The sequence below is a fragment of the Erythrobacter mangrovi genome, from assembly GCF_013260645.1.
Taxonomy (GTDB): Bacteria; Pseudomonadota; Alphaproteobacteria; order Sphingomonadales; family Sphingomonadaceae; genus Qipengyuania; species Qipengyuania mangrovi.
Window position 1 is genome coordinate 2,857,371 of the sequence record NZ_CP053921.1, and the last position, 22,625, is coordinate 2,879,995.

Here is a 22,625-nt window from a genome sequence, read left to right on the forward strand (position 1 = left end):
ATTCTTGTGAGAAAACGCTGCCATGACGCGATTGAGATCCGCTGCAATTGCCGCGCTGTGCTGCCTGGTCGCGGCTGGTATCCCCGCGTCCACTTCGCTCGCGAGCGGGACTGGGGCGGGGGCCGATGGCGGGCCGCAGCATGAGGGGACGGTGGGCGCCACACCCAAGGCCAAGCGGCCACGCGTGGGGTCCGACGTCAACGGCGCCCTGCCGCCGCCCGAGGCATGGAACTGCGACCAGATCGCTGGCGAGTACCGGGACTGGCTGGATCAGGGCAACAAGGCGGGCGACTGGAAGTATGTCGGCCCGGTCTATGTCCATGTCGAGGACGGGGGCGAATACGACTGGGGCGATTGGATCGACTGGGCCAATGGCAACGGCTGCGCCGGCGGGGCGTTCATCAGGCCCGAAGTGCTGCCCGGGGTCGTGCTGGCACCTGGGCTGGTTGGCGGCCTGATCACGGCTGCGGGCGCGGGTGGCCTGATCGGCGCGCAGGCCGGCTCCGGCCCGCGGAGCCCTGGCTGAAGCTCGGTCAATCCGACCATGGAATGCGAAGGGCGGCCCGCGAGCCGCCCTTTTCCTTGGTCACTTCAGGGGCAGGATTTGCCGAATGATAAAGTCGGCTGCCTCTTCCGCGGTCATCTCGACCGTATTGACCCGGATTTCCGGATCTTCAGGCGCTTCATAGGGGCTGTCGATACCGGTGAAGTTCTTCAGCTTGCCGTCGCGGGCCTTCTTGTAGAGGCCCTTCACGTCGCGCGCCTCGGCCACTTCGAGCGGGGTGTCGACGTGGATCTCGATGAACTCGCCGTCGCCGATCATGTCGCGCACCAGCTGGCGGTCCGCCCGGAAGGGGCTGATGAAAGCGGTCAGCACGATCAGGCCCGCATCGGTCATCAGCTTGCACACCTCGCCGATGCGGCGGATGTTCTCGATCCGGTCGCTCTCGGTGAAGCCCAAGTCCTTGTTGAGCCCGTGGCGGACGTTGTCGCCGTCGAGCAGGAAGGTGTGGCGATTCATGATCGCCAGCTTCTTCTCGACTTCGTTGGCGATGGTCGACTTGCCCGATCCCGACAGGCCGGTGAACCACAGTACGCGCGGCGTCTGGTTTTTCATCGCGGCGTGATGCTCGCGGGTGATGTCGGTCGCCTGCCAGTGGACGTTCTGGCTGCGGCGCAGGCTGAAGTGCAGCATCCCGGCACCGACGGTGTGGTTGGTGATCTTGTCGATCAGGATGAATCCGCCGAGCGTGCGATTGTCGACGTAGGGATCGAACACCACGCGCTTGTCGGTGGTGATTTCGCACACGCCGATCTGGTTGAGATGGAGCGTCTGCGAAGCGAGATGTTCCATCGTATTGACGTCGATCTCGTACTTCGGATGGGCCACCGTCACGCTGACGGTCTGCGTGCCCAGCTTGAGCCAATAGGCGCGGCCGACGACCAGCGGCTCGTCGTCCATCCACACGATGGTGGTCTCGAACTGGTCGGCCACTTCGGGCGGGCTGTCGGCCGAAGCGAGCACGTCGCCGCGCGAGCAGTCGATCTCGTCATCGAGGCAGATCGTCACCGACTGGCCGGCGATGCCTTCATCGAGATCGCCGTCCATCACCACGACCGACTTGACGGTGCTGACTTTGCCCGAAGGCAACGATCGGACCCGGTCGCCGGGCTTGACCGTGCCGCTGGCGATGAGTCCGGAGAAACCGCGGAAGTCGAGGTTGGGGCGGTTGACCCATTGCACCGGCATGCGGAATGACTTCTCGGCATCGCCCGCGGCGTTGATCTCGACTTGTTCGAGGTGGTCGACCAGTGTTGGACCCTGGTACCACGGGGTCTTGGCCGAGTGAGTGGTGATGTTGTCGCCCTTGAAACCCGAGATCGGGATCGCGGTGTAACCCTCGATGCCGATGCTTTCGGCGAAATGCGCGTAATCGGCGACGATCGCGTCGAATTTGGCCTGATCGTAATCGATCAGGTCCATCTTGTTGACCGCCAGCACCAGATTGCGGATGCCGAGCTGGTGGCACAGGAAGCTGTGCCGCTTGGTCTGCACCAGCACGCCCTTGCGTGCGTCGATCAGGATCACCGCGAGGTCAGCGGTCGATGCGCCGGTGACCATGTTGCGGGTGTACTGTTCGTGTCCCGGGCAGTCGGCGACGATAAACTTGCGCTTCTCGGTCGCGAAAAAACGATAGGCGACGTCGATCGTGATGCCCTGCTCGCGTTCAGCGGCGAGGCCGTCGACCAGCAGAGCGAAGTCGATCTCCTGCCCCTGCGTGCCGACCTTCTTGCTGTCGCTTTCCAGTGCGGCAAGCTGGTCTTCGAAGATCATCTTGGAATCGTAGAGCAAGCGGCCGATCAGGGTCGACTTGCCGTCATCCACGCTGCCGCAGGTGATGAAGCGCAGCATCGACTTGTTCTGGTGCTGCTCGAGATAGGCTTCGATGTCCTCGGCGATCAGCGCGTCGGTCTGGTAAACCTGCTCGGTCATCAGAAGTACCCCTCCTGCTTCTTCTTCTCCATCGAGGCATCGCCGGCGTCCTTGTCGATCACGCGGCCCTGGCGTTCGCTGGTGGTGGTGAGGAGCATCTCCTGCACCACATCGGCGAGAGTCGCCGCCTCGCTCTCGACCGCACCGGTCAGCGGGAAGCATCCCAGCGTGCGGAAGCGGATCGACTTTTCGGTGATTTCGGGGCGCTTGCCCATGACCTTCTCGAGCCGTTCGATATCGTCGGCCATGAACAGTCCGCCTTCATGCTCGAAGGTCGGTCGCTTGGCGCTGAAATAGAGCGGCACGATCTCGATGTTCTCGGCCATGATGTATTGCCAGATGTCGAGCTCGGTCCAGTTCGAGATCGGGAAGACGCGGATGCTCTCGCCCTTCTTCTTGCGGGCGTTGTAGAGGTTCCACAGCTCGGGGCGCTGGTTCTTCGGGTCCCATCCGTGGCTGGCGGTACGGAAGGAGAAGATGCGTTCCTTGGCGCGGCTCTTCTCCTCGTCGCGGCGGGCGCCGCCGAAGGCCGCGTCGAAGCCGTATTTGTCGAGCGCCTGCTTGAGCCCTTCGGTCTTCCACATGTCAGTGTGCAGCGGGCCGTGATCGAACGGGTTGATCCCGCGCTCCATGGCCTCGGGGTTATGGTAGACGAGCAGTTCCATTCCCGCGTCGCGCGCGCTCTTCTCGCGCAGCGCATACATGTCCTTGAACTTCCAGGTCGTGTCGACGTGCAGCAGCGGGAAGGGCGGGGGCGACGGGAAGAAGGCCTTCTTTGCCAGGTGCAGCATCACCGCGCTGTCCTTGCCGATCGAATAGAGCATCACCGGCTTTTCCGCCTCGGCGACCACTTCGCGCATGATGTGGATCGCTTCCGCCTCGAGGCGCTGGAGATGGGTAAGGGTCTTGGCGTCGCTCATCGGAACTCCTTTTCGACCGATCGAGATAGTGCGAGCGCATCCTGGTGGACCTCCCATATGGGAGGTGGTATCCTGCTGACATGCGCATTCCCAACCTTGGAGAGACCGAACTCCTCCTGCCGCTCCACGGTGGGATGTTCGAACAGCCGATGTGGCAAACTTTTCTTCGTCGCTTGAAACGCGTGGCAGGCGGGGACCTAGCCATGCTTTCCCTGCGCACGCCCGGATCGCGCGACGAGCTGATCCTCAGCGATGGCGAACCCGGCGATGTTGCGCGGCTGCTGGGCGATACCATGCGCGAAGGGCGGACCTATGCGCTCGACGAACTGGTCGAGGGCAGGGCCGGTGGCGCCTACCCGGCGGACCTGCGCGCGATCCGGCTGCGCGATCCCGGCGGGCTCGAGGCCTGGCTGGCGCTTGGTGCGGACACGCCGCTCGAGGCCGAACATTCGAGCCTGCTCACGGCGCTCGCGCCGCACTTGCGCGTGGCGCTGAATGTCCTGGCCTCGCTCGAACGCGAGAAGGCCCGGGCCTCGATGAGCGCAGACGCCTTCCGGCGAATGAACTTCGGCTGGATTGCGGTCGATGAGCGCAGCCGGATCGTCGACTGCGATCCGCAGGCCGAACGCTTCCTCGAACGCTCGGGTTCGCTGCGTCGCGGGCCCTATGACCGCCTGGTGCCCTCGTCCCCCGGGGTCGATCGCCAATTGACCGCACTGGTGCGCGACTTCGCGGCCGATCAGCGCGACCGGCCACACGCGCTCAACCTCAGCCGCGATCCGTGGATCGACGTGCTTGTCTCACCTATGCACCTCGAATCGCTCACCGGCGACAGTCGCGCGGTTGCGGTGATCTATCTGCGCGGTGACCGGTCATCGAGCGCCGACCGGCACGAGCAACTGGTCGACCTGTTTGACCTGACTCCGGCTGAAGCACGGCTGGCATGGTCCTTGTCCCAAGGGCTTTCGATCGCCGAGGCGGCCGAAAATCATGGCCTGACGCTCGAGACGGCGCGCTATTATTCGAAGCGGATCTACGCCAAGACCGGCGCGCGCGGGCAGGTCGATCTGGTGCGCAATATCCTCACCGGCGTGCTGGCGCTAGCATAGCTTTCCTACAGGCTGACAGTCGCGCTAGGGCCGGGGCCGCTCTTTCTCCTGTTGCATCTCCCACACCACCCCCCCTCTGAAAAACGGGTAATGTGTCGCCTTCGGCCCGAGGCTGGCCAATAACGCGCTGTAAAGAAGGTCAATTTCTCCGCCGAGCAAAGGCGACACCGAGTCGCCTTTGTCGCCTTAGTCGACGCGGGTTGGATCGGTCCGGGCAGTCAGGTCAGGCCAGAAGGCCTCGGAACCGCGCGCTACCACCAACTCGCCGAGTACGCGGCTCCAATGCGCATCGTTGCCGAACTCGCTGCGCCATTGCCAAAGCCGCTTGGTCAGTTCGTGAAGCCCATATTCTTCGGTGAAGCCGATAGCACCATGGACCTGATGCGCGACGGTCGAGCCCACGCCTACTGCGCGGTTGGCGCGCAGTTTGGCGGCGGCCACTTCGAAGGTCGCATCGCCGCGGTCGAGTGCCTGAGCCGCGCCCATCGCCGCGCAATTGGCGGCTGCGGCCTCGCAGGCGAAGGTGGCGAGGCTTTGCTGGACCGCCTGGAACTTGCCCAGCGGGCGGCCGAACTGCTGGCGCTCGTTGACATAGCCGACTGCTATCGCCAGCGCCGCGTCGAGCGCTCCGGCGATCTGCGCGCCGCGGGCGAAGGCGCACAGCAGGAAATGCTCCTGGCTGCCCTCCTGTGCGCGCCCGGCAATGATCGCTTCAGGCAGAGGCAGGGCGAGCGCGTGGTATCCGGCGAGGCGGAACACCACCAGCGCGTCCTCCCATGTGCCACCGAAGCCGCCTTCGGTCTCGGGAGCCAGTAGCAGCGGCAGGCCGAGCTCTTCGATCCGCGCCCAGTCGCGTTCCATGGTGGCGCTCGAGCTGAGTTCGGCGAACAGCGGATCGGCCATTTCGGCCAGCATGCGGCGGGTGTCACTCATCTCAGGCCAAGTCCCCGTGCGATGATGCCTTTGAGGATTTCGCGCGTCCCTCCACGCAGCGAGAAGCTGGGCGAGACCTGTAGCAGATAGGCGGTGACGCGGGCGAGCGCGTCCTCGCCGTTCAGGTCCATCTCCACCACCGCCTGCACCAGCTCGGGGATCGCCTGTTCGTAGGAATTGCCCAGGTCTTTGACGATAGTCGCTTCGAGTGCGGGGTCCTCGCCACGCGCCAGCTTGGCAGCGACCGAAGCACTCATCAGCCGCAACGTCCATGCCTCAGCCGCGAGCCGCCCGACAAGTTCGCGTACCGTCTGATCGGGGTGCTTGCCCGCATGGCGGACCAGTTCGGTGAACAGCGCCATCGATGACAGGTAACGCTCGGGCCCCGAGCGCTCGAGCGACAGCTCGGCGGTCGCCTGCTTCCACCCATTGCCCTCTTCCCCGAGCAGCGCGGTTGCGGGCAGGCGCACGTCTTCGAAGAACACCTCGTTGAATTCATGCGCACCGGTCAGGTCGATGATCGGCTTCACCGTCACGCCCGGAGCGTCCATCGGGATGACGAATTGCGACAGGCCCTGCTGACGCTCGCTGCCCGGTTCGGAGCGGATCAGCGCGATCATGAAATGCGCGACATGCGCGCCGGTGGTCCAAACCTTCTGGCCGTTGATGACCCAGTCATCGCCGTCACGCCGTGCCGAGGTCCGCACAGAGGCAAGATCGGAACCCGAATTGGGTTCGCTGAGACCGATGCAGGCGAAAGCCTCGCCCCGCGCAATCGCGGGCACCCAGCGACGCTTCAGCTCCTCATTGCCCATGCGCAGCAACAAGGGCCCGCTCTGGCGGTCGGCAATCCAGTGCGCGCCGACCGGCGCACCCGCCGCCAGCAGTTCCTCGATCACCACGTAGCGCTCGATCTGGCTGCGTTCGTGCCCGCCGTATTCCCTGGGCCAGGTCATGCCCAGCAGCCCGGCCTCTCCCAGCCTGCGGCTGAAGGCCGGATCGGCCTTGGTCCAGCAATTGGCGCGACGGACCGGGTCGCGCTCGCCATGCTCGGCGACCAAGGCACGCACCTGCTCGCGCAAGGCGGTGGCGCTTTCGGGCCAGTCGACGGCCTCTGTAGCGAAGGTCTGCAAGGCTTCTCCTCTCGCGCCCTCTCTCACCAATCTATCGCCGCAGCGCAAGACCCGTTGCATCGAGAAACGAATCCCGACAGTGTATGCCCTATAGCGAGTCCTGGAGGAGAGAGATGATGACCGACTACAAGAACCTGATCGATGGCGAGATGGTCGACAATGGCCGCTGGATGGAGGTCGTCAATCCCGCCACTGAGGAAGTGTTTGCCCGCGTTCCAGCCTGCGGCAAGGACGAGCTCGATCGCGCCGTCACCGCTGCGCGCCGCGCCTTCAAGACCTGGCGCAAGACCAGTTCCGAGGAACGCCAGAAGGTGGTCCAGGGGATCGCCGCCGCGATCAAGGACAATGCGGACGAGCTGTTCCGCCTGCTCACCGCCGAACAGGGCAAGCCGCACCACCAGGCGCAGATGGAAATCTACGGTGCCGCGGGGCTGGCTGCCGCGCAGTCGACCCTGACGCTGGACGACGTGATCAACCAGGATGACGAGGAGCGCCTCAGCCGCACCCGCCGCGTGCCGGTGGGCGTGGTCGGCGGGATCGTGCCGTGGAACTTCCCCGTGATGATGGCGATCCAGAAGATCGTCCCCGCGCTGATTTCGGGCTGCACCATCGTGCTCAAGCCATCGCCCTTCACCCCGCTGACCACGCTGCGCGTGGCCGAGCTGATCAAGGACGTGGTCCCGGCCGGCACGGTCAACATCATTACCGGCGAGGACAGCCTCGGCCCGCTGATCACCGAGCATCCGGATATCGACAAGGTGACCTTCACCGGTTCGACCGCGACCGGCAAGAAGATCATGGAAGGCGCTTCGAAGGACCTCAAGCGCATCACGCTCGAACTCGGCGGCAATGACGCCTCGATCGTGCTGCCCGATGCCGATGTCGAAAAGGTTGCCGAACAGCTGTTCTGGTCGAGCTTCACCAATGCCGGGCAGATCTGCGTGGCGGCGAAGCGCATCTACATCCACGAGGACATCTACGACGACCTGAGCAAGGCAATCGCCGAATACGCCAAGGGCGTGACCGTGGGTGACGGATCGCAGCAGGGCACGGGCGTCGGGCCGATCCAGAACAAGAAGCAGTTCGATCGCGTGTGCGAACTGATCCAGGACGCCAAGGACAAGGGCTACAAGTTCCTGACCGGCGGCAATGTCGATCCTACGGGCACCGGCTATTACGTGCCGATCACCATCCTCGACAATCCGCCCGAAGACGCGCGGATCGTGGCTGAGGAACAGTTCGGCCCGGTCATGCCGCTGATGAAGTTCTCGACCGTCGACGAGGTGATCGCGCGGGCCAATAACTCCGACTACGGGCTGGCCGGTGCGGTCTGGACCAAGGACGTCGACAAGGGCGTCGAGATTGCCGAGCAGCTCGAAACCGGCACGGTGTGGGTCAACGAGTTCCTCCACATCTCGCCGCTGGCCCCCTTCGGCGGGCACAAGCAGTCGGGCTTCGGTGCGGAATACGGGCTCGATGGCCTCAAGGAATTCACCTACCCGCAGGTGATCACGGTCAAGCGCAACGCGGCGGTCTGACGCCTAACCGAGTGCGCGCAGGGTAGCTTCGTCGTCCACATCGGCGAGGGTGCCCTGCGGCGCCGCGACCAGTTCAGCCGCGCCCAGCAAGGCGCGAGCACCCTTGTCGCCGCTGGCAAGCACCAGCCGATCGAAATGCGCGCTGCCGAAGACGGCGGGTGGCATCGCAGCCGTGCCATCGGTTGAGGCGACCAGCGCCGCTTCTCCCTGTATGCGGGCCTTAGCCAGCAAGGCGACGAAATGGGCATGGGGCACCAGCGGCATGTCGGCGAGTGCGATCAATAGCTGGTCGATCTTAGCTTCCTTGGCTAACCGCCCCGCGAGGGCGACCGAAGTGCCCATGCCCTGCGCGGCATCGGGGTTCGGGACCGGATTGAAACCCGCCTCCACCCAGCCGGGAACGCAGGGATGCTCCGGATCGGACACGCTCACCCAGCGGTGGGCGAAAGCGAGCTGCGCCAGGGCGTCGGCGGCATGCAGGCCCAGCATCTTGCCCCGGAAACCCGCCGCCAGCTTGTCGCCGCCGAACCGGCGCGATTGCCCGGCGGCGAGTAGCGCCACCGCAAGGCGCGGCACCTCACCCAAGCCCGGCCTCGAAGGGGGTGTCCTGGTAGGCCTTCACGATCTCCGCCAGTGCCGAAAGCGCCAGCGTGTCGGGATCACGCGAGGAATGGAACAGGCCGATCGGCGCGTGGATGCTGGCGACCTGCTGCTCCGACACACCCGCCTGCGCCAGCGCCTCGCGGCGTAGCGCATGCGCGCGGCGCCCACCCATTGCCCCGAAGTAGAAATGCGGCAGCGCCAGCGCGCGCTGCATCAGCGCCAGCTCCCAGTCGTGATCGTGAAACAGGAAGACGAAGGCGGTCCAGTGGTCGCCATGCAGCCCGTCGGTCTCGGTGGTGCGGGTAAGCCGGCTGGCCGCGAGCCCCTCGCCCGCAAGTGCCGCTACCAGATCGCCATCGGGCGACAGGACTTCGACCTCGAGATCCATGGTCCGGGAGAGGCGGGCGAGCGCGGCCACGCCCGCGCCATGGCCGACCAGCACCAGCCGCGGCTGCGGCCAGTGGCCGAAGCGCCCGCAGCCGCCGGCGAAATCGAAGGAGGGGCTGGCCCAAACCTTCTCGAAGGCCGCGCCATCGGGTTTGATCGCGACCGAGAACGGCCTGCGCGCGGCAACCGCGGCAAGGCTCGCCTCGACCAGCGCGGCGTCGCCAAGCGGCTGGAAATGGATGTCGAGCCCGCCGCCGCAGGGCAGGCGAATGTCGAGATAGGGCGAACCCGCGCCGAAGCGCACGATCCGCGGCGCGCCTTCGTCAAGCGCAGCCAGCGCCTCGGCCACCACCGCATTCTCGATGCAGCCGCCCGAGAGCGAGCCGTTGAAGCTGCCGTCCTCGCACACGCCCATATGCGTGCCGGGATTGCGCATCGAACTGCCCTCGACCGCGAGCACGGTGACCAGCACGCAGCGCTGGCCCTGGCCGAGTTTCCCCGCGAGGAAGCGAAATACGCGCGGGGAATCCATCGCGATCCTATCCGGTGATGCCGGCGAGGTAGGCGATGATCGCGGCGCGCCTGGCCTCGTCGCTCACCGCGCCCGCGGCCATCGAGGTGCCGGGTACCTTGGCGGCGGGATTGGCGAGGAAGGCGTCGAGTTCCTCCTCGCTCCAGGTGATGCCCGATCCCTTCATCGCGTCCGAATAGGCGAAACCGGCCAGCGTGCCGGCTTTGCGCCCGACCACTCCGGCGAGATTGGGCCCGACGCCCGAAGCGCCTCCGAGTTCGACCGAATGGCAGGCCGCGCAGGCGGCAAAGGCGGCCTTGCCCGCCGCGCTCGGGTCGGCTGCCGCGCTGTCGGGTGTGGCAGCCACGGGGGTCCCGGGCTCGCGTACCACGATCTGTTCGACCGGCGGTTCAGGGTCGGATCCGCAAGCGGCCAGCGCCAGCGCAAGGGCGAGGGTCAGGGGACGGGCGAGAGTGGCCTTGTACATGCTCTGGGTCTCCTTTCCGCGCTCAGGCGAACTGCTTGGCGAAGGGCATTTCGCGCAGGCGCTTGCCCGACGCCGCGAAGATCGCGTTGGCCAGCGCCGGGGCGACCGGGGGCAAGCCGGGCTCGCCCGCGCCGCCCAGCGTCACGTGGTCGCCATTGATGATCTCCACCGCGATGGCGGGGCATTCGTTCATGCGCAGCATCTTGTAATCGTGGAAATTGCTCTGCTCGACCGCGCCGTCCTTGAGCGAGATCTCGCCATGGAGCGCGGCGGTCAGGCCATAGACGATGCCGCCCTCCATCTGGTTGCGGAAACCGTCGGGGTTCACCGCGAAGCCCGGATCGGCCGCGCACCACACCGTGACCAGCTTTGGCGATCCCGAGGTCATGTCGACCTCGACCACCTCGGCCACGATGGTGCCGAAGGATTCGACCAGCGCCACGCCCTTGCCATGGCCTTCGGGCGTGTTGCCCCAGTCGGCCATCGCGGCGACCTTCTCCAGCACCGCCTTGTGGCGCGGCGACTGGCCCAGCATTCCCAGCCGGAATTCGACCGGGTCCTTGTTCGCCGCATGTGCGGCCTCGTCGATGAAGCTTTCGATGAAGAAACCCTGCTGGCCGTGGTCGACCGAACGCAGCGACGCGAAGGGCAGGAGCAATTCGGCTTCGGCCACGCGGATCGACTTGTTGGGAATGTCGTAGAATGCGCAATCGAACGACCCCGGCGGGTCGTGCCGCTGGGTGAACACGTTGTTGTAGGCCACCAGCTTGCCGTTCTGGTCCAGCCCGCCCTTGAAGCGGCTGATATCGGCGCAGCGGAACAGGCCCTTTTGGGTGTCTTCCTCGCGCGACCAGATCATCTTGACCGGATAGCCGGTCGCCGCGCCGATCCGCGCGGCCATGGTCACGTAATCGGTTTCAAGCCGCCGCCCGAAGCCGCCGCCCAGCAGCGGATGGTGGAGGGTCACGTCATCGGCGCTTAGCCCGGTGGCCTTGGCTGCCGCGGTGCGCGCCATCAGCGGCACCTGCGTGCTGGTCCAGACATCGCACTTGCCGTCGCGCACCCACACGGTGGCGTTCATCGGTTCGAGCGGCGCATGGGCGAGATAGGGCACGCGATATTCGGCCTCTACCTTGGTCGCGGCGCTGCCGAAGGCATCCACCGCATCGCCATTCCCGGCTGCTTCGTCCCCGCCGCCGTCACCGGCTTCGTCGAGCGCTGCGGTGAAGCGGGCATACTGGTCATCGCTGGTGCGGATCGCGCTCTCGGGCTCGCTGTATTCGGCGGTGATGAGGTTTAGCGCTTGCTGCGCCTGCCAGTATCCATCGGCCACCACCGCGATGAAATCGCCCATGTTGAGGATCTGCAGCACGCCGGGCATGCCCTTTGCCTGTTCGGCCTGCATCGATGTCACGCGCGTGCCGGGCACGGGTACGCGGCGCAAGGCGGCGTAGCTGAGCTGCTGGTCGGGCACGACCGCGTCGATCCCGAAGCTGGCCGACCCGTCGACCTTGGCCGGGATGTCGAGCCGCGGCGCATCGGTGCCCATCAGGCGATAGGCCTTGGGCTGCTTGAGCGGTGGGGTCTGCGGCATGTCCTGTTCGGCCGCAGCCGCGGCGAATTCGGCATAGGGGGCTGACTTGCCCGAGGCGGCATGGCTCAGCATGCTGTTGGCGGTGACGATCTCGCTGGCCGGGACGCCCCAGCTCTTTGCCGCGGCGGCGACCAGCATGTGCCGCGCGGCCGCGCCCGCGATGCGCATGGTGTGCTGGCCGGTCGACCGGACCGAGGAACTGCCGCCGGTGATCATGGCGTCGGCCAGTCGCCCGATATTGGTGAACAGCCCGTTCCAGGTCGGCTCGAGCCAGTCGGGTGCGTTAACCGTGCCCGGCGCGACGAACAGCCGCGCGGTGTCGGTGACGATGTAATTGCCGTCTGCCGGCGCCTGCATCACCCGCACCAGCGACCAGTCGGCGTCGAGCTCGTCCGCCAGCATCTGGGCCAGCGCCGAATGCGCGCCCTGGCCCATCTCGCAATGCGGGACGATCGCGGTAGCGACATTGTTGGCGTCGATCTTGAGCCAGCTGTTGATCAGCTGTTCGCCCTCGCCATTCGCGACGATCGGGCCGAGCTTGCCGACCGGGTTGCCCGGGCGCACGCCCACACCGATCAGCAATGCGCCGCCGGTCAGGACACCCGCGCCGATGAAGCCGCGGCGGGTCCACTTGGCCGCGCGGCTGCGCTGCGGCTTGGGATTGTCGGCATTGTCCATCACGCAGCCTCCTCGGTCGAGGTGGGTTCGATCCCGGCGGCAACCTTGATCGCGCGGCGGATGCGGACATAGGTGCCGCAGCGGCAGATATTGCCCGACATGGCGGCGTCGATCTGTTCGTCGGTGGGGCGCGGAATGTCGCGCAGCAATGCGGTGGCCGCCATGATCTGGCCCGACTGGCAATAGCCGCATTGCGGTACCTGCTCGCTGATCCAGGCCTGCTGGATCCTGCTTAGCTCGCCATCGGGTCCGGCGATACCTTCGATGGTGGTGATTGCCTTGCCCTCGGCCTCCGAAACCGGGGTGGAGCAGCTGCGGATCGGCTGGCCGTCGAGGTGCACGGTGCAGGCCCCGCATTGGGCGATGCCGCAACCAAACTTGGTTCCGGTCATGCCCAGCTTTTCACGCACGACCCACAGGATCGGCGTGGCCGGATCGGCTTCTACCGTGGTCGGTTTGCCGTTGATCGTGAAGCTCACCATTGCGCCCTCGTACCTTGTCTCGAAATGTTCAGGCCAGAATGCGCGAGCGAAAACCGGTTGTCCACCGCAACCTATCTGCGAGTGGAAATTTGCCTATGGGGTCTGGGGGTTAGCGTCCCACGCGGGCCTTTCGAAGGTGACCAGTTCGGCGATCTCGCGCGATTGCGGGCCGATGGTCAAGGCATTCGCCACGCCGGGCAGGACAGCGACCGAAAAGATCTCGCCGATCACACCTTCGAGATAGAACCATTGTTCGAGAGCGCCCGTCTCCAGCGAGACGATGGCAATGCCGCAACGTGCTTCCTCGCCGCGTTGCGCCAGCCTTTCGTCCAGTGCCAGGCCTTCGAAGCGCCCATCGCGCGGCTTGGACAGCCCGATCAGCGCGTGTTTGCCGAACAGCGCCAGTCCGCGCAGGAAGCCGGGCTGGAAGCACAAGGGATCGAACCGGCCGCTATCGAGGTCGATCCGGCCAAGCTCGCCAGTGCCCGAATTGAGCACCCACAGCTCGCCATCGTGCCAGCGGGGCGAATGCGGCATGGACAGGCCTTGCGCCACGATCCGGTCGTTGGCGATGTCGATCACCAGTCCGCCATTGCGCCGGTGCGGGCGCCAGCCATCCTTGTCGTCAGACTGTGCCACCGCGGTGACATAGCGCGGCTGGCCCTCGACCATGGCGAGGCCGTTGAGGTGGCAGCGATCCTCCGGCGCCAGGGCGCTGATGAAATCGGGTTTCCACAAGGGGCGGAAACTGTGCGTCAGGCTCGGCTCGCACAGGCAGGAATAGCGCGTGTTGACCACCACCACCCCGCCGCTGTCGCGAATACCCAATTCGTGGAAGTCGATGTTGCCCATGACCTGCATGTTGCGCGGGATATAGAGCCGGTCATGCTTGCCATTGGCGCGTTCGTTGGGAGCGAGGACGTTCTCGAGCCGCACGAGCTGGGTCAGCGTGCCCAGGTAGATCCGTTGCGCATCGCCGACCACGCCCATCGCCTGCGGATAGAACGCCTCGTGCACCGCCAGCTTGCCGTCGGGCGAATGGCCGACGAGGTAGAGGTAGCCCGACTGGTAGGAGGTGAAGGCGAGCGAGATGCCGGCCTGGGCGAGATAGCCGGCGAGACCGGGCGAGAAGTCGAGCGTCACCTTCGGCGGTTCGCCTGATGGCGGCGGGGGCGGCGCTGCGGTCTCGCTCATCGCGCCAAGGCCTAGCGCGTCATGCAGCGCTGCGCCAGTCAGGCGGGTGCGTAGTCGGAGAAGTTGGTGGCGCAGGCCGCCAGCATGGCGCGCACCGCTTGCGGATCGCCCGCGGCAAGCCCCGGTGGCGGGGGCTGCATCTTCGCCTGTGGGGGGAAGGTGCCGTAGCCGGCGAAGATGCAGTGCCAGCTCATGGTCGCGTAATGCGGCGCACCGTCATGCAGCTGGTTGTTGAGCTGGGTGATGTCCTCGTGAGTGAACCACGCGGTCATCATCGCCTTGAGATTGTCCGACAGTGCATGGTTTGCCGCATTGTCGCGCCAGTATTGCGTGTCGCTACGCTGGTTTAGCCGGTAATGCGCCACGATGTAGTCGCGGATGCCCTCATACTTCGCGGCGATGCGGCGGTTGAAGGTCTCGCGATGCTGCGCGGAGAAACCGCCGCCCTCATAGGCCTTGGCGAAGTCGAGCGCGGTGACGATCACGATATGCAGCGCCGTCGCCTCGAGCGGTTCGATGAAACCCTGCGACAGGCCGACCGCCAGGCAGTTGCGCGTCCAGCTGTCCTCGACCCGCCCGACCCGCATTTGCAGGAACCGCGCCTCGCCTTCGTCGACCATCCCGATCGCCGCGCGCAGTTCGGCCTCGGCCTCCTCGTCGGAGATGTATTTCGACGAGTAGACATAGCCGTTGCCGACCCGCGAGGTGAGCGGGATCGACCAGCGCCAGCCTGTCGCCATGGCGATGCTGTCGGTCTGCGGCTTGATCGGCTGGCGATGCGCGGTCGGCATCACCACGGCGCGATCGTTGAACAGATTTTCGGCGAAAGGCAGGAAGCGCGCACCCAGCTTCTGTTGGGCGATGATCGAACGGAAGCCCGAACAATCGACGAAGATGTCGCCTTCGATGCGTTCGCCGCCTGCGCACAGCAACGCGGCCACATCGCCGTCCACGCCAAGCTCCGTGTCGACCACGCGCAGCGGCATGTGCACCACGCCCCGCGCGGTCGCCCATTCGCGCAGGTACCCGCCCAACTTGTGCGCATCGAAATGATAGCCGTAGCTCGGTGCGAAGGGGAAATTATCGTTTGGTTGCGGGGCTTTGTGTGCTTCAGCCAACGTCTCGGCCAGGAACCAGTCGTCCGGGTTCGCGGGCACGTCCACGCCCCGTCGCCGCAAGGCGCAATTGCGCAGGAACTGCGGTTCGGTGTGCAGGTCTACTGGGCCGGGGAAGGGGTGGAAATAGCTCTCACAGCGCGCCCGCTCGCTCCAGCCGGTGAAGCGGATGCCCAGCTTGAAGGTCGCGTCGCAGGCCGCCATCCACTCGGCCTCGGCAATGCCGAGATGGTCGAAGAAGGCCTTGAGTTGCGGGGTTGACCCTTCGCCAACCCCAATGATCCCGATATCGGGGCTTTCGACCACCGTTACCGATCCGCCCCGCTCGCCCCATTCCTTGTGGAGCAGGCAGGCGGTGATCCAGCCTGCGCTGCCGCCGCCGAGCACGACGACGCGGGGAAGGGTAGGAGTGCTCACCGCTTGAGCGGTATCAGCCGCACTGCAAATCCGCCACCCGGTGCCATGCGCAGATCGAGCGTATCGGCTGCGGTGACGCGCTTTTCCTCGATGATGATGTCGAACCGCGCCTCGCCTTCCCAATTTGCGGAAGGGCCATCGCGATAGATCTGCGCGCGGTAAGTCCTACCCGGATCGAGGAATGACAGCGAGACCCGGCTGTCGCGACCCTGCTCGTCGACCACCCCGCCGACATACCAGTCGGCGCTGTTGCGGTCCTTGCGCGCGGTAATCACGTAGTCGCCCACCTGCGCGTCGAGCACGCGGCTTTCCGACCAGTCGGCGGGCACATCCTTGATGAACTGGAAGGCCTTGGGATACTTCGCGTAATTCTCGGGCAGGTCGGCCGCCATCTGGATCGGCGAATAGACTACCACATATTCCGCCAGTGCCCGCGCCTGCGTCATCTGCAGCGGCTGCCCGCGGCCCTCGAGGCTGAGGACACCGGGGGTGTAATCCATCGGGCCAGCCAGCATGCGGGTGAAGGCAAGCGTCGGAATATGGCTCGGCCCGTTGGGCGGTACGCCCCAGGCGTTGAATTCCATGCCCCGCGCGCCCTCGCGGGCGACCCAGTTCGGATAGGTGCGCCGCAGGCCGGTGTCCTTGACCGGTTCGTGTGCGTTGATCGCGATGTGCCGCTTAGCCGCCTCGGTCACGACCTTGAGGTGGTGGCGCTGCATCACCTGGCTTTCGGTGCATTCGCGTGTCTCGATGCCATCCGCATGGACATAGCGCAGGTTGCAGGCATCGGTGACGTAGCCCGTCTTGATGGTCTTCACGCCGTGCTGGGCCATCAGGTCGAGCCCGGCTTCGAGTTGCGCCTCGTAATTGCCGATATCGCCCGAGGTTTCGTGGTGGCCGATGATAGGCACGCCCTTCTTCGCGGCGTAGCGCGCCAGCTCGTCGAAGTCATAGTCGGGATAGGGCTGAGTGAAACTGAACAGCGACCCGTTGAAGAACCAGTCGCCATCCCAGCCGACGTTCCAGCCTTCGACCAGCACGCCTTCGAAGCCGTTCTTCGCCGCGAAATCGATGTAGCGCTTGACGTTGGCGGTGGTCGCACCGTGGATCGGGCCCGAACCCCAGCTCTCGACCGCGAGATGCATTCCCCACCACACGCCGACGTATTTGTGGGGCTTGAACCAGCTCACATCACCCAGCTTGTTGGGTTCATTGAGGTTGAGTTCGATATCGCTCATCGCCAGCCCGGCGGCATTGTCCGAGACCAGGATCGTACGCCATGGGGTGGCAAAGGGTACATCGCGCACGGCCCGCGCTGCGCCGCTTCCGGTGGGGGCGAGCGTGGCGCGGAAGTTGGCACCGGTTGTGCGCTTGACCCACATACCGGCAAAATCCACCAGTGCGGCTTCGTGCAGTGCGATGTGCGTGCCGTCAGCCATGCGGAGGGTCAGCGGTGTATGCGCGACCGAGACTCCCGAGATCGGCGTCTGCTCATAGAGATATTCGTAGCGGTTCCATTCGCCGCCAGGAATCCACCAGGCGGTCCCGTCCTGCGCGATATTGAACTCGGTCAGTTCCTCCGCGATCCGCACGGTCTGGCCCATACTCGCGTCGTCGAACAGGTAGCGGAAACCGATGCCATCGTCGAACACGCGGAAGACCACGCCGAACTTGCGCTTCGCGTCGCTCTGTTCCTCGAAGCGAACGGTCAGCTCGTTGTGATTGTCGCGGACGAAGCGCCGTTCGCCCCAGGGTTGTTCCCAGGTCTCGTCATGACTGGCGCGGCTGCTCCCGACCACGGCAAGGCGACGTTCCAGCTTGTCCTGGTCGGTCAACAGGAAACCGAGGCGACTGTCGGTGATGACTGGCTTGCCGTCCCTCTCGACGCGGTAGAACGGCCGCCATTCGCCGTTGACGTCGACGGTAACGGTCAGGCGGCCATCAGGCGAGCTGACCGTCTCTCCTGCGAATGCCGCCGGTGCGACAGTCAGGAGGAGTGTCGCGAGGAGCAAACGGAAGAACGTCATAGTTCGAGGACCAATGCTGCGAAGGGAGGAAGGGAGGTCGGGCTCGCATCGTTGACGGCGGCGATCACAGCTCCGGGCTGTAATTCCGACGGAACTACCAGTGTCGCGGCGCCCAAATTGAACAGGCACCGGATTACTTGTCCGCCGCCCTGCCGCTCGATCACGAAGATTTCGTCGACTTGCGCGCAGCGGGTCACTGCGCCGTGATGGAGTGCCGGATTGGCGTTGCGCAGCGCCAGCATCGCGCGGGTGTGGTTGAGCAGCGAACCCTCATCGGCTTCCTGCCGGTCGACCGCGCGGGCGAGGTTGTCTTCCCCGACCGGTAGCCACGGCTCGCCGTTGGTGAAGCCGGCGTGCTTGGCATCGGCCTGCCATGGCATCGGCGTGCGTGCGCCGTCGCGGCTCAACGTCAGCGGCCAATTGGCGATCGCTTCGGGATCGTGGAGCTGCTCGAACGGGATATCGACCTGGGTGAGGCCCAGTTCCTCGCCGTAATAGAGGATGATATTGCCGCGCAGGCAGGCGAGCAGCAGCATCTTGAGGCGCGCAGCGGGGGCATGCTGGTCCGCGCTCCACCAGCGGCTGATCGCACGCGGGGCGTCGTGATTCTCGAAAGCCCAGCTCGGCCAACCGAGGCCTTCCTCGTCGGGCCATTGCGCCAATGCCGCCGAGATTGCGCCGGGCGTCAGCTTGTCGGCATAGAGGAAGTTGAAGCCATAGGCGGAATTGAGATGCCTTTCGCCCGCGGTGAAGGCCTTCATCTCGGCCTCCGCTTCGTCCCCGCCAACCTCGGCCACCGTGAACACCGCTTCGTATGCGTCGGTCAGTTCGCGGATTCGCGCGATGAACGCCGGGATATCGGGGTGCGACTGATTGTACTTCTTGAGCTGGAAATCGAACGGCCGGCTGCGCGGGCGATCGCTGGCGGGGGCCGGCGGATTGTCGCGCAATTCGGGATCATGCATGGCGAAATTGAGCGCGTCGATCCGGTAGCCGTCGACGCCCCGGTCCAGCCAGAAGCGCATCACATCCAGCACCGCGTCCTGGACTGCCCGGTTGTGCAGGTTGAGCTGCGGCTGCGAGCTCAGGAAGTTGTGCATGTAGTACTGACCGCGCCGGGCATCCCACGTCCAGGCGGGCCCCCCGAACACCGATTGCCAGTTGGACGGTGGCGACCCGTCGGGCTTGGCATCCGCCCAGACATACCAGTCGTTTTTGGGATTGCTGCGGTCCGAACGGCTTTCGGTGAACCAGGCGTGTTCGTCCGACGTATGTGAAAAGACCTGATCGATCAGGACCTTGAGCCCGAGCTCGTGCGCGCGCGCGGCCAGGGCATCGAAATCGGACAGCGTGCCGAAGATCGGATCGACGTCGCAATAGTCGGCGACGTCATAGCCGAAGTCCTTCATCGGCGAGACGAAGAAGGGCGAAATCCATATCGCGTCCACGCCAAGCGAGGCGACGTGCGGCAGACGCTGCGTGATGCCGGGCAGGTCACCGATCCCGTCGCCGTTCGAATCCTGGAAGCTGCGCGGATAGATCTGATAGATCGCCGCGCCCTTCCACCATGGTAGGGCAGCGCTTTCGTCGGCGACCTGCGCGATCGCGGCTTGGCGGTTCATTCAGTTGTCTCCGAAACTCGGCAGAGTGCCCAACCGAAGGCGGGCAAGGTAAATGCGGCGCTGCCCGGTGCGGTTACCTGGGCGGGGCAGGCGCCCGATAGGGTCTCGAGCCCACTTGCGCCATAGCCAAGGGCCACGTTGACATCACGCGGCGCGTTGCCGGTGTTGAACACGGCGAGGTATTCGGTGTCGTCGACAGGATCGAACCGGCTCGCCGCAAAGACGCCGGGACCCTGTTCGTAGTGGCGGATCACTTGCTTGCCACGGGTTAGGGCCGAGTGGTTCCTGCGGATCGCACTGAATTCCGCGATAAGGGCAAAGAGTGGGTGGCTCTCGTCGAAATTGCTGGCCGCAGTGGTTGCGTCGGTGCCGATCAGGTCGTTGTCGTTGTAGACTGCGGTCTTCGACGGCATCATGTCTTCGCGGGCAAGCTGATCGCCGCCATCACCAACGAAACCCTGCTCGTCACCGTAATAGATGACCGGTGCCCCGCGCAGGCTGAGCATCATCGCGTGGCCAAGCATCACGCGCTGGAGCAGCTCGTCCTGCGAGATATCGGGCTTGTCGGCTCTGATGAGAGTCGAGAAGCGACCCATGTCGTGATTGCCAAGGAAGGTCGGCAGGTTGCGCGCCGCGTCCTCGCCTCCTTCGTAAAGCACGTCGCCGTCGAACATGTGCGCCAACACGACGGTGCCCTGGTCGCGACCCAGCAATTCGCGCATCGCCGCCTGGAAGGCGAAGTCCAGCACGGCAGGTAGTTTGTCGCGGCGGGTATACTGGGCAATATAGCCGCTGTCGGGCACGTCCTTGTAGACTTCGCCGAACATGGTGAAGTTCGGGATGCCGCTCTCCTGCGCGACCTTCTCGATCGCCGGGACGAATGCCTGCCAGAAGCCGGGGTCGACGTGGCGGGCGGTGTCGATCCGGAAGCCGTCGATCCCGAAGTCACGCACCCAGCCCGAGAATATCTCGATCATCCCCGCACGCACACGCGGGTGTTCGGTAAACAGGTCGTCGAGCCCGGCGAAATCGCCGAACCGGCTGTCTTCGCCGGTGAAGCTGCTGTTCCCGCGATTGTGGTAGTAGATCGGGTCGTTGAGCCAGGCGGGGACCTTAACGTCTTTCTCGGTCGCCGGAACAACCGGCTGATAGGCGTATCCCGCATCGGTGAGCTTCGCGAAATTCGCTGCCGAGCTGTCCTCGTCACCCATGAAGCCGGGATTGGTCGGCTGACCATCGGCCTTGCCGCGGGTCGAATAGGGATAGTCGGCCTTGCTGCGATACTCGAAATTGGTTTCGGCGCCGTCGGCATAGGTGATGACGTCGGCGGTGTGGTTGGTGATGATGTCCATATAGACCTTCATCCCGCGCGCATGGGCCGCGTCGACGAAGGCCTTGAATTCGTCCCGGCTGCCGAAATGGCTGTCGGGGCGGGTAAAGTCGGTCACCCAGTAGCCGTGGTAGCCCGCGCTCTCATCCCCTGCCGGGCCTTGTACCGGCTTGTTCTGGAAGATCGGCGCGAACCAGATCGCGGTGATCCCGAGCTTCTCGAGATAGTCGAGCCTGCTGGTCAGCCCCTTCAGGTCTCCGCCGTGATAGAAGCCCTTGGCGGACGGGTCGAAGCCGGTCTTCAGCCGATCGCCGCGAAAACCGCCCTTGTCGTTAGACGGATCGCCGTTCTCGAACCGGTCGGGCAGCACGAAATAGACGACTTCTTCGGAAGGAAGCCGATCGCGCATAGCTGCCTTTGCCTCGGCGGACGGCGGTTCGGCATGGGCAAGCGAGGCCATGCCGAGGGCCAGCAAAGGCAGAACGGATCGGATCATGCGGGAACTCCCTGCGGTTTGACTGTCTTGAGCATGGTTTGCACGAATTGGAGGTGTGTCGGCATCCGCCGCACTTCTTCGACCAGCATGGCTTCGGTTCCGTCGAGCAACTTGCGAAGGTCGCCTTCCGGCATGGCATCGGCCAATGGGTTGTAGCCACGGGCTTCGACACCCTGACCGACCAGAACCTGGAACCAGCCAACTTCGGTGAACAGTTCTTCATGCTCGCGATGGATGAAGCCGCTTGCCTGCCACTGGGCGATCTTGGCGTTGAGCGTGTCGGGCAGGTCCATAGCGCGCACGCCATCCCAGAAGGCTTCGCCCTCGCGGGCGTTGGCGTGATAGTGCAGGATCAGGAAATCGCGGATACGCGCCCATTCGAATTCGCATTGCGCGTTGAACCAGTTGACAATCGCGGGATCCGGATTGCCTGACGGCAGCACACTCAGGAAGCGGCTGATGGTCGACTGGATCAGGTGGATCGAGGTCGATTCCATCGGCTCGAGGAAGCCGGCGGAAAGGCCGATGGCCAGGCAATTGCCGCGCCACATTTCCCGCCGGGCGCCGGTGGTAAAACCGATGGGGCGCGGATCGGCGAGGGGAGCACCGTCAAGATTGCCGAGAAGTACCTCGGCCGCTTCGTCGTCGCTCAGATGTGCGCTCGAATAGACCAGCCCATTACCGATACGGTGTTGCAGCGGAATCCGCCACTGCCATCCCGCCTTGCGCGCAATGGCGCGTGTGTAAGGCGTGAAGTCCCCGCCATTCGCGCACGGGACGGCAAGCGCGCGGTCACATCGTAGCCACTGGGTCCAGTCCTCATAGTCGGTCCCGAGCGTCTGCCCGATGAGGAGGGCGCGAAAACCCGTGCAGTCGAAGAAGAAGTCGCCTCCGATCTCGCGCTTGCCATTCAGCCGCAGCGCGGAGATGGCCCCGCTCTCGCCATCGCGCGCGACCTCTTCGATCAGGCCTTCATGACGCACCACGCCGCGCGCCTCGGCAAAGCGTCGCAGATGGGCGGCGTAGAGTCCCGCATCGAAGTGATAGGCATAGGGCATCTCGGGGGCGCCCTGGGCCCTGCGCCCGCGTTGCATGCACAATGTGCGGGCGGCGAGTTCGTTGAGCGAATAGCGCATCAGCGGCTTGGCGAAGCCGAGTTGCTTTGCACGCAACCAATAATGTTGGAATGGCAGCAGCCCGGCGCGCCGACCGATTGCACCGAAGGCGTGCATGTAGGTTTCGCCTTCGCGCAGCCAGCCATCGAACTCGATGCCAAGCTTGAAGGTCGCCTTGGTTTCGCGAACGAACTCTGCCTCGTCGAGGCCAAGCGCACCGTTGAACAGGTGGATTTGGGGAATGGTCGCTTCGCCGACGCCGATGGTCCCGATGGCGTCGCTTTCGACCAGAGCTATTTCAGTGCCCGGAGGGGCAAATCGGGCCAGTGCCGCGGCCGCCATCCAGCCGGCGGTTCCGCCTCCCGCGATGACGTAGCGTATGTGCTTGCCGCTATCAGATTTTGAGTGGGTCATGATCGAGTCGATCCCCCTGGGTCAAA

18 protein-coding genes are annotated in these 22,625 nt (G+C 65.0%); 3 read left to right on the forward strand and 15 right to left on the reverse strand.

Features of this window, described 5'->3' with window-relative positions; translation table 11 throughout:
• Nucleotides 1–22 precede the first annotated feature (22 nt).
• Nucleotides 23–526, forward strand: coding sequence for a hypothetical protein (locus HQR01_RS14210; RefSeq protein ID WP_173215679.1), 504 nt, complete (start codon nt 23–25; stop codon nt 524–526).
• A 60-nt stretch (nt 527–586) separates the two neighbouring features.
• Here HQR01_RS14210 and cysN read toward each other — a convergent pair whose 3' ends face one another.
• Entirely contained in the window at nt 587–2,494 is a 1,908-nt protein-coding gene (cysN, locus tag HQR01_RS14215) for a sulfate adenylyltransferase subunit CysN (RefSeq protein ID WP_173215681.1), read from the reverse strand.
• Nucleotides 2,494–3,414, reverse strand: a complete 921-nt coding sequence (gene cysD, locus HQR01_RS14220; RefSeq protein WP_173215683.1) for a sulfate adenylyltransferase subunit CysD — start codon at nt 3,412–3,414, stop codon at nt 2,494–2,496. Before cysD ends, cysN begins: the two co-directional genes overlap by 1 nt.
• 80 nt (nt 3,415–3,494) lie before the next feature.
• On the opposite strand from cysD, the gene HQR01_RS14225 reads away from it, so the two are divergent.
• Nucleotides 3,495–4,523 (forward strand): helix-turn-helix transcriptional regulator, encoded by a 1,029-nt coding sequence (locus tag HQR01_RS14225; protein ID WP_173215685.1) that lies wholly within the window; start codon nt 3,495–3,497, stop codon nt 4,521–4,523.
• Between the two features lie 186 nt (nt 4,524–4,709).
• On the opposite strand, the gene HQR01_RS14230 is transcribed toward HQR01_RS14225, so the two are convergent.
• Nucleotides 4,710–5,456, reverse strand: a complete 747-nt coding sequence (locus tag HQR01_RS14230) for an acyl-CoA dehydrogenase family protein (protein ID WP_173215687.1) — start codon at nt 5,454–5,456, stop codon at nt 4,710–4,712.
• Nucleotides 5,453–6,589 carry an acyl-CoA dehydrogenase family protein gene (locus HQR01_RS14235; RefSeq protein ID WP_234030185.1) on the reverse strand — a complete coding sequence of 379 codons (1,137 nt, stop codon included), beginning with the start codon at nt 6,587–6,589 and terminating at the stop codon, nt 5,453–5,455. Before HQR01_RS14235 ends, HQR01_RS14230 begins: the two co-directional genes overlap by 4 nt.
• A 113-nt stretch (nt 6,590–6,702) precedes the next feature.
• Between HQR01_RS14235 and HQR01_RS14240 the strand changes: the two genes are divergently transcribed.
• The gene (locus HQR01_RS14240; RefSeq protein ID WP_173215692.1) at nt 6,703–8,127 is read left to right on the forward strand and encodes an aldehyde dehydrogenase family protein; all 1,425 of its coding nucleotides are present in this window, start codon (nt 6,703–6,705) and stop codon (nt 8,125–8,127) included.
• Nucleotides 8,128–8,130: 3 nt separating this feature from the next.
• Here the strand turns inward: HQR01_RS14240 and HQR01_RS14245 are convergent, their stop codons facing one another.
• The 11 genes from HQR01_RS14245 to HQR01_RS14295 form a co-directional block, all read right to left on the reverse strand.
• Nucleotides 8,131–8,703 (reverse strand): nucleotidyltransferase family protein, encoded by a 573-nt coding sequence (locus tag HQR01_RS14245; protein WP_234030325.1) that lies wholly within the window; start codon nt 8,701–8,703, stop codon nt 8,131–8,133.
• 1 nt (nt 8,704) lies between these two features.
• Nucleotides 8,705–9,649 carry an XdhC family protein gene (locus tag HQR01_RS14250; RefSeq protein WP_173215695.1) on the reverse strand — a complete coding sequence of 315 codons (945 nt, stop codon included), beginning with the start codon at nt 9,647–9,649 and terminating at the stop codon, nt 8,705–8,707.
• Between the two features lie 7 nt (nt 9,650–9,656).
• The gene (locus HQR01_RS14255; RefSeq protein ID WP_173215697.1) at nt 9,657–10,115 is read right to left on the reverse strand and encodes a c-type cytochrome; all 459 of its coding nucleotides are present in this window, start codon (nt 10,113–10,115) and stop codon (nt 9,657–9,659) included.
• Between the two features lie 22 nt (nt 10,116–10,137).
• Nucleotides 10,138–12,387, reverse strand: coding sequence for a xanthine dehydrogenase family protein molybdopterin-binding subunit (locus HQR01_RS14260; protein WP_173215699.1), 2,250 nt, complete (start codon nt 12,385–12,387; stop codon nt 10,138–10,140).
• A complete protein-coding gene (locus HQR01_RS14265) occupies nt 12,387–12,869 on the reverse strand; it encodes a (2Fe-2S)-binding protein (protein WP_173215701.1) in 483 nt (160 codons plus the stop codon). The genes HQR01_RS14260 and HQR01_RS14265 overlap by 1 nt, the downstream gene beginning before the upstream one ends.
• 93 nt (nt 12,870–12,962) lie before the next feature.
• On the reverse strand, nt 12,963–14,063 hold the full coding sequence (locus HQR01_RS14270; protein ID WP_173215703.1) for a TIGR03032 family protein: 1,101 nt from the start codon (nt 14,061–14,063) through the stop codon (nt 12,963–12,965).
• Nucleotides 14,064–14,101: 38 nt separating this feature from the next.
• On the reverse strand, nt 14,102–15,595 hold the full coding sequence (locus tag HQR01_RS14275; RefSeq protein WP_173215705.1) for a tryptophan halogenase family protein: 1,494 nt from the start codon (nt 15,593–15,595) through the stop codon (nt 14,102–14,104).
• Nucleotides 15,592–17,622, reverse strand: a complete 2,031-nt coding sequence (locus tag HQR01_RS14280; protein WP_173215707.1) for a glycoside hydrolase family 97 protein — start codon at nt 17,620–17,622, stop codon at nt 15,592–15,594. Before HQR01_RS14280 ends, HQR01_RS14275 begins: the two co-directional genes overlap by 4 nt.
• On the reverse strand, nt 17,619–19,244 hold the full coding sequence (locus tag HQR01_RS14285) for an alpha-amylase family glycosyl hydrolase (RefSeq protein WP_173215709.1): 1,626 nt from the start codon (nt 19,242–19,244) through the stop codon (nt 17,619–17,621). Before HQR01_RS14285 ends, HQR01_RS14280 begins: the two co-directional genes overlap by 4 nt.
• The gene (locus tag HQR01_RS14290; RefSeq protein ID WP_173215711.1) at nt 19,241–21,070 is read right to left on the reverse strand and encodes an alpha-amylase family glycosyl hydrolase; all 1,830 of its coding nucleotides are present in this window, start codon (nt 21,068–21,070) and stop codon (nt 19,241–19,243) included. Before HQR01_RS14290 ends, HQR01_RS14285 begins: the two co-directional genes overlap by 4 nt.
• Nucleotides 21,067–22,599, reverse strand: a complete 1,533-nt coding sequence (locus HQR01_RS14295) for a tryptophan halogenase family protein (RefSeq protein WP_173215713.1) — start codon at nt 22,597–22,599, stop codon at nt 21,067–21,069. The genes HQR01_RS14290 and HQR01_RS14295 overlap by 4 nt, the downstream gene beginning before the upstream one ends.
• Between the last annotated feature and the right edge of the window lie 26 nt (nt 22,600–22,625).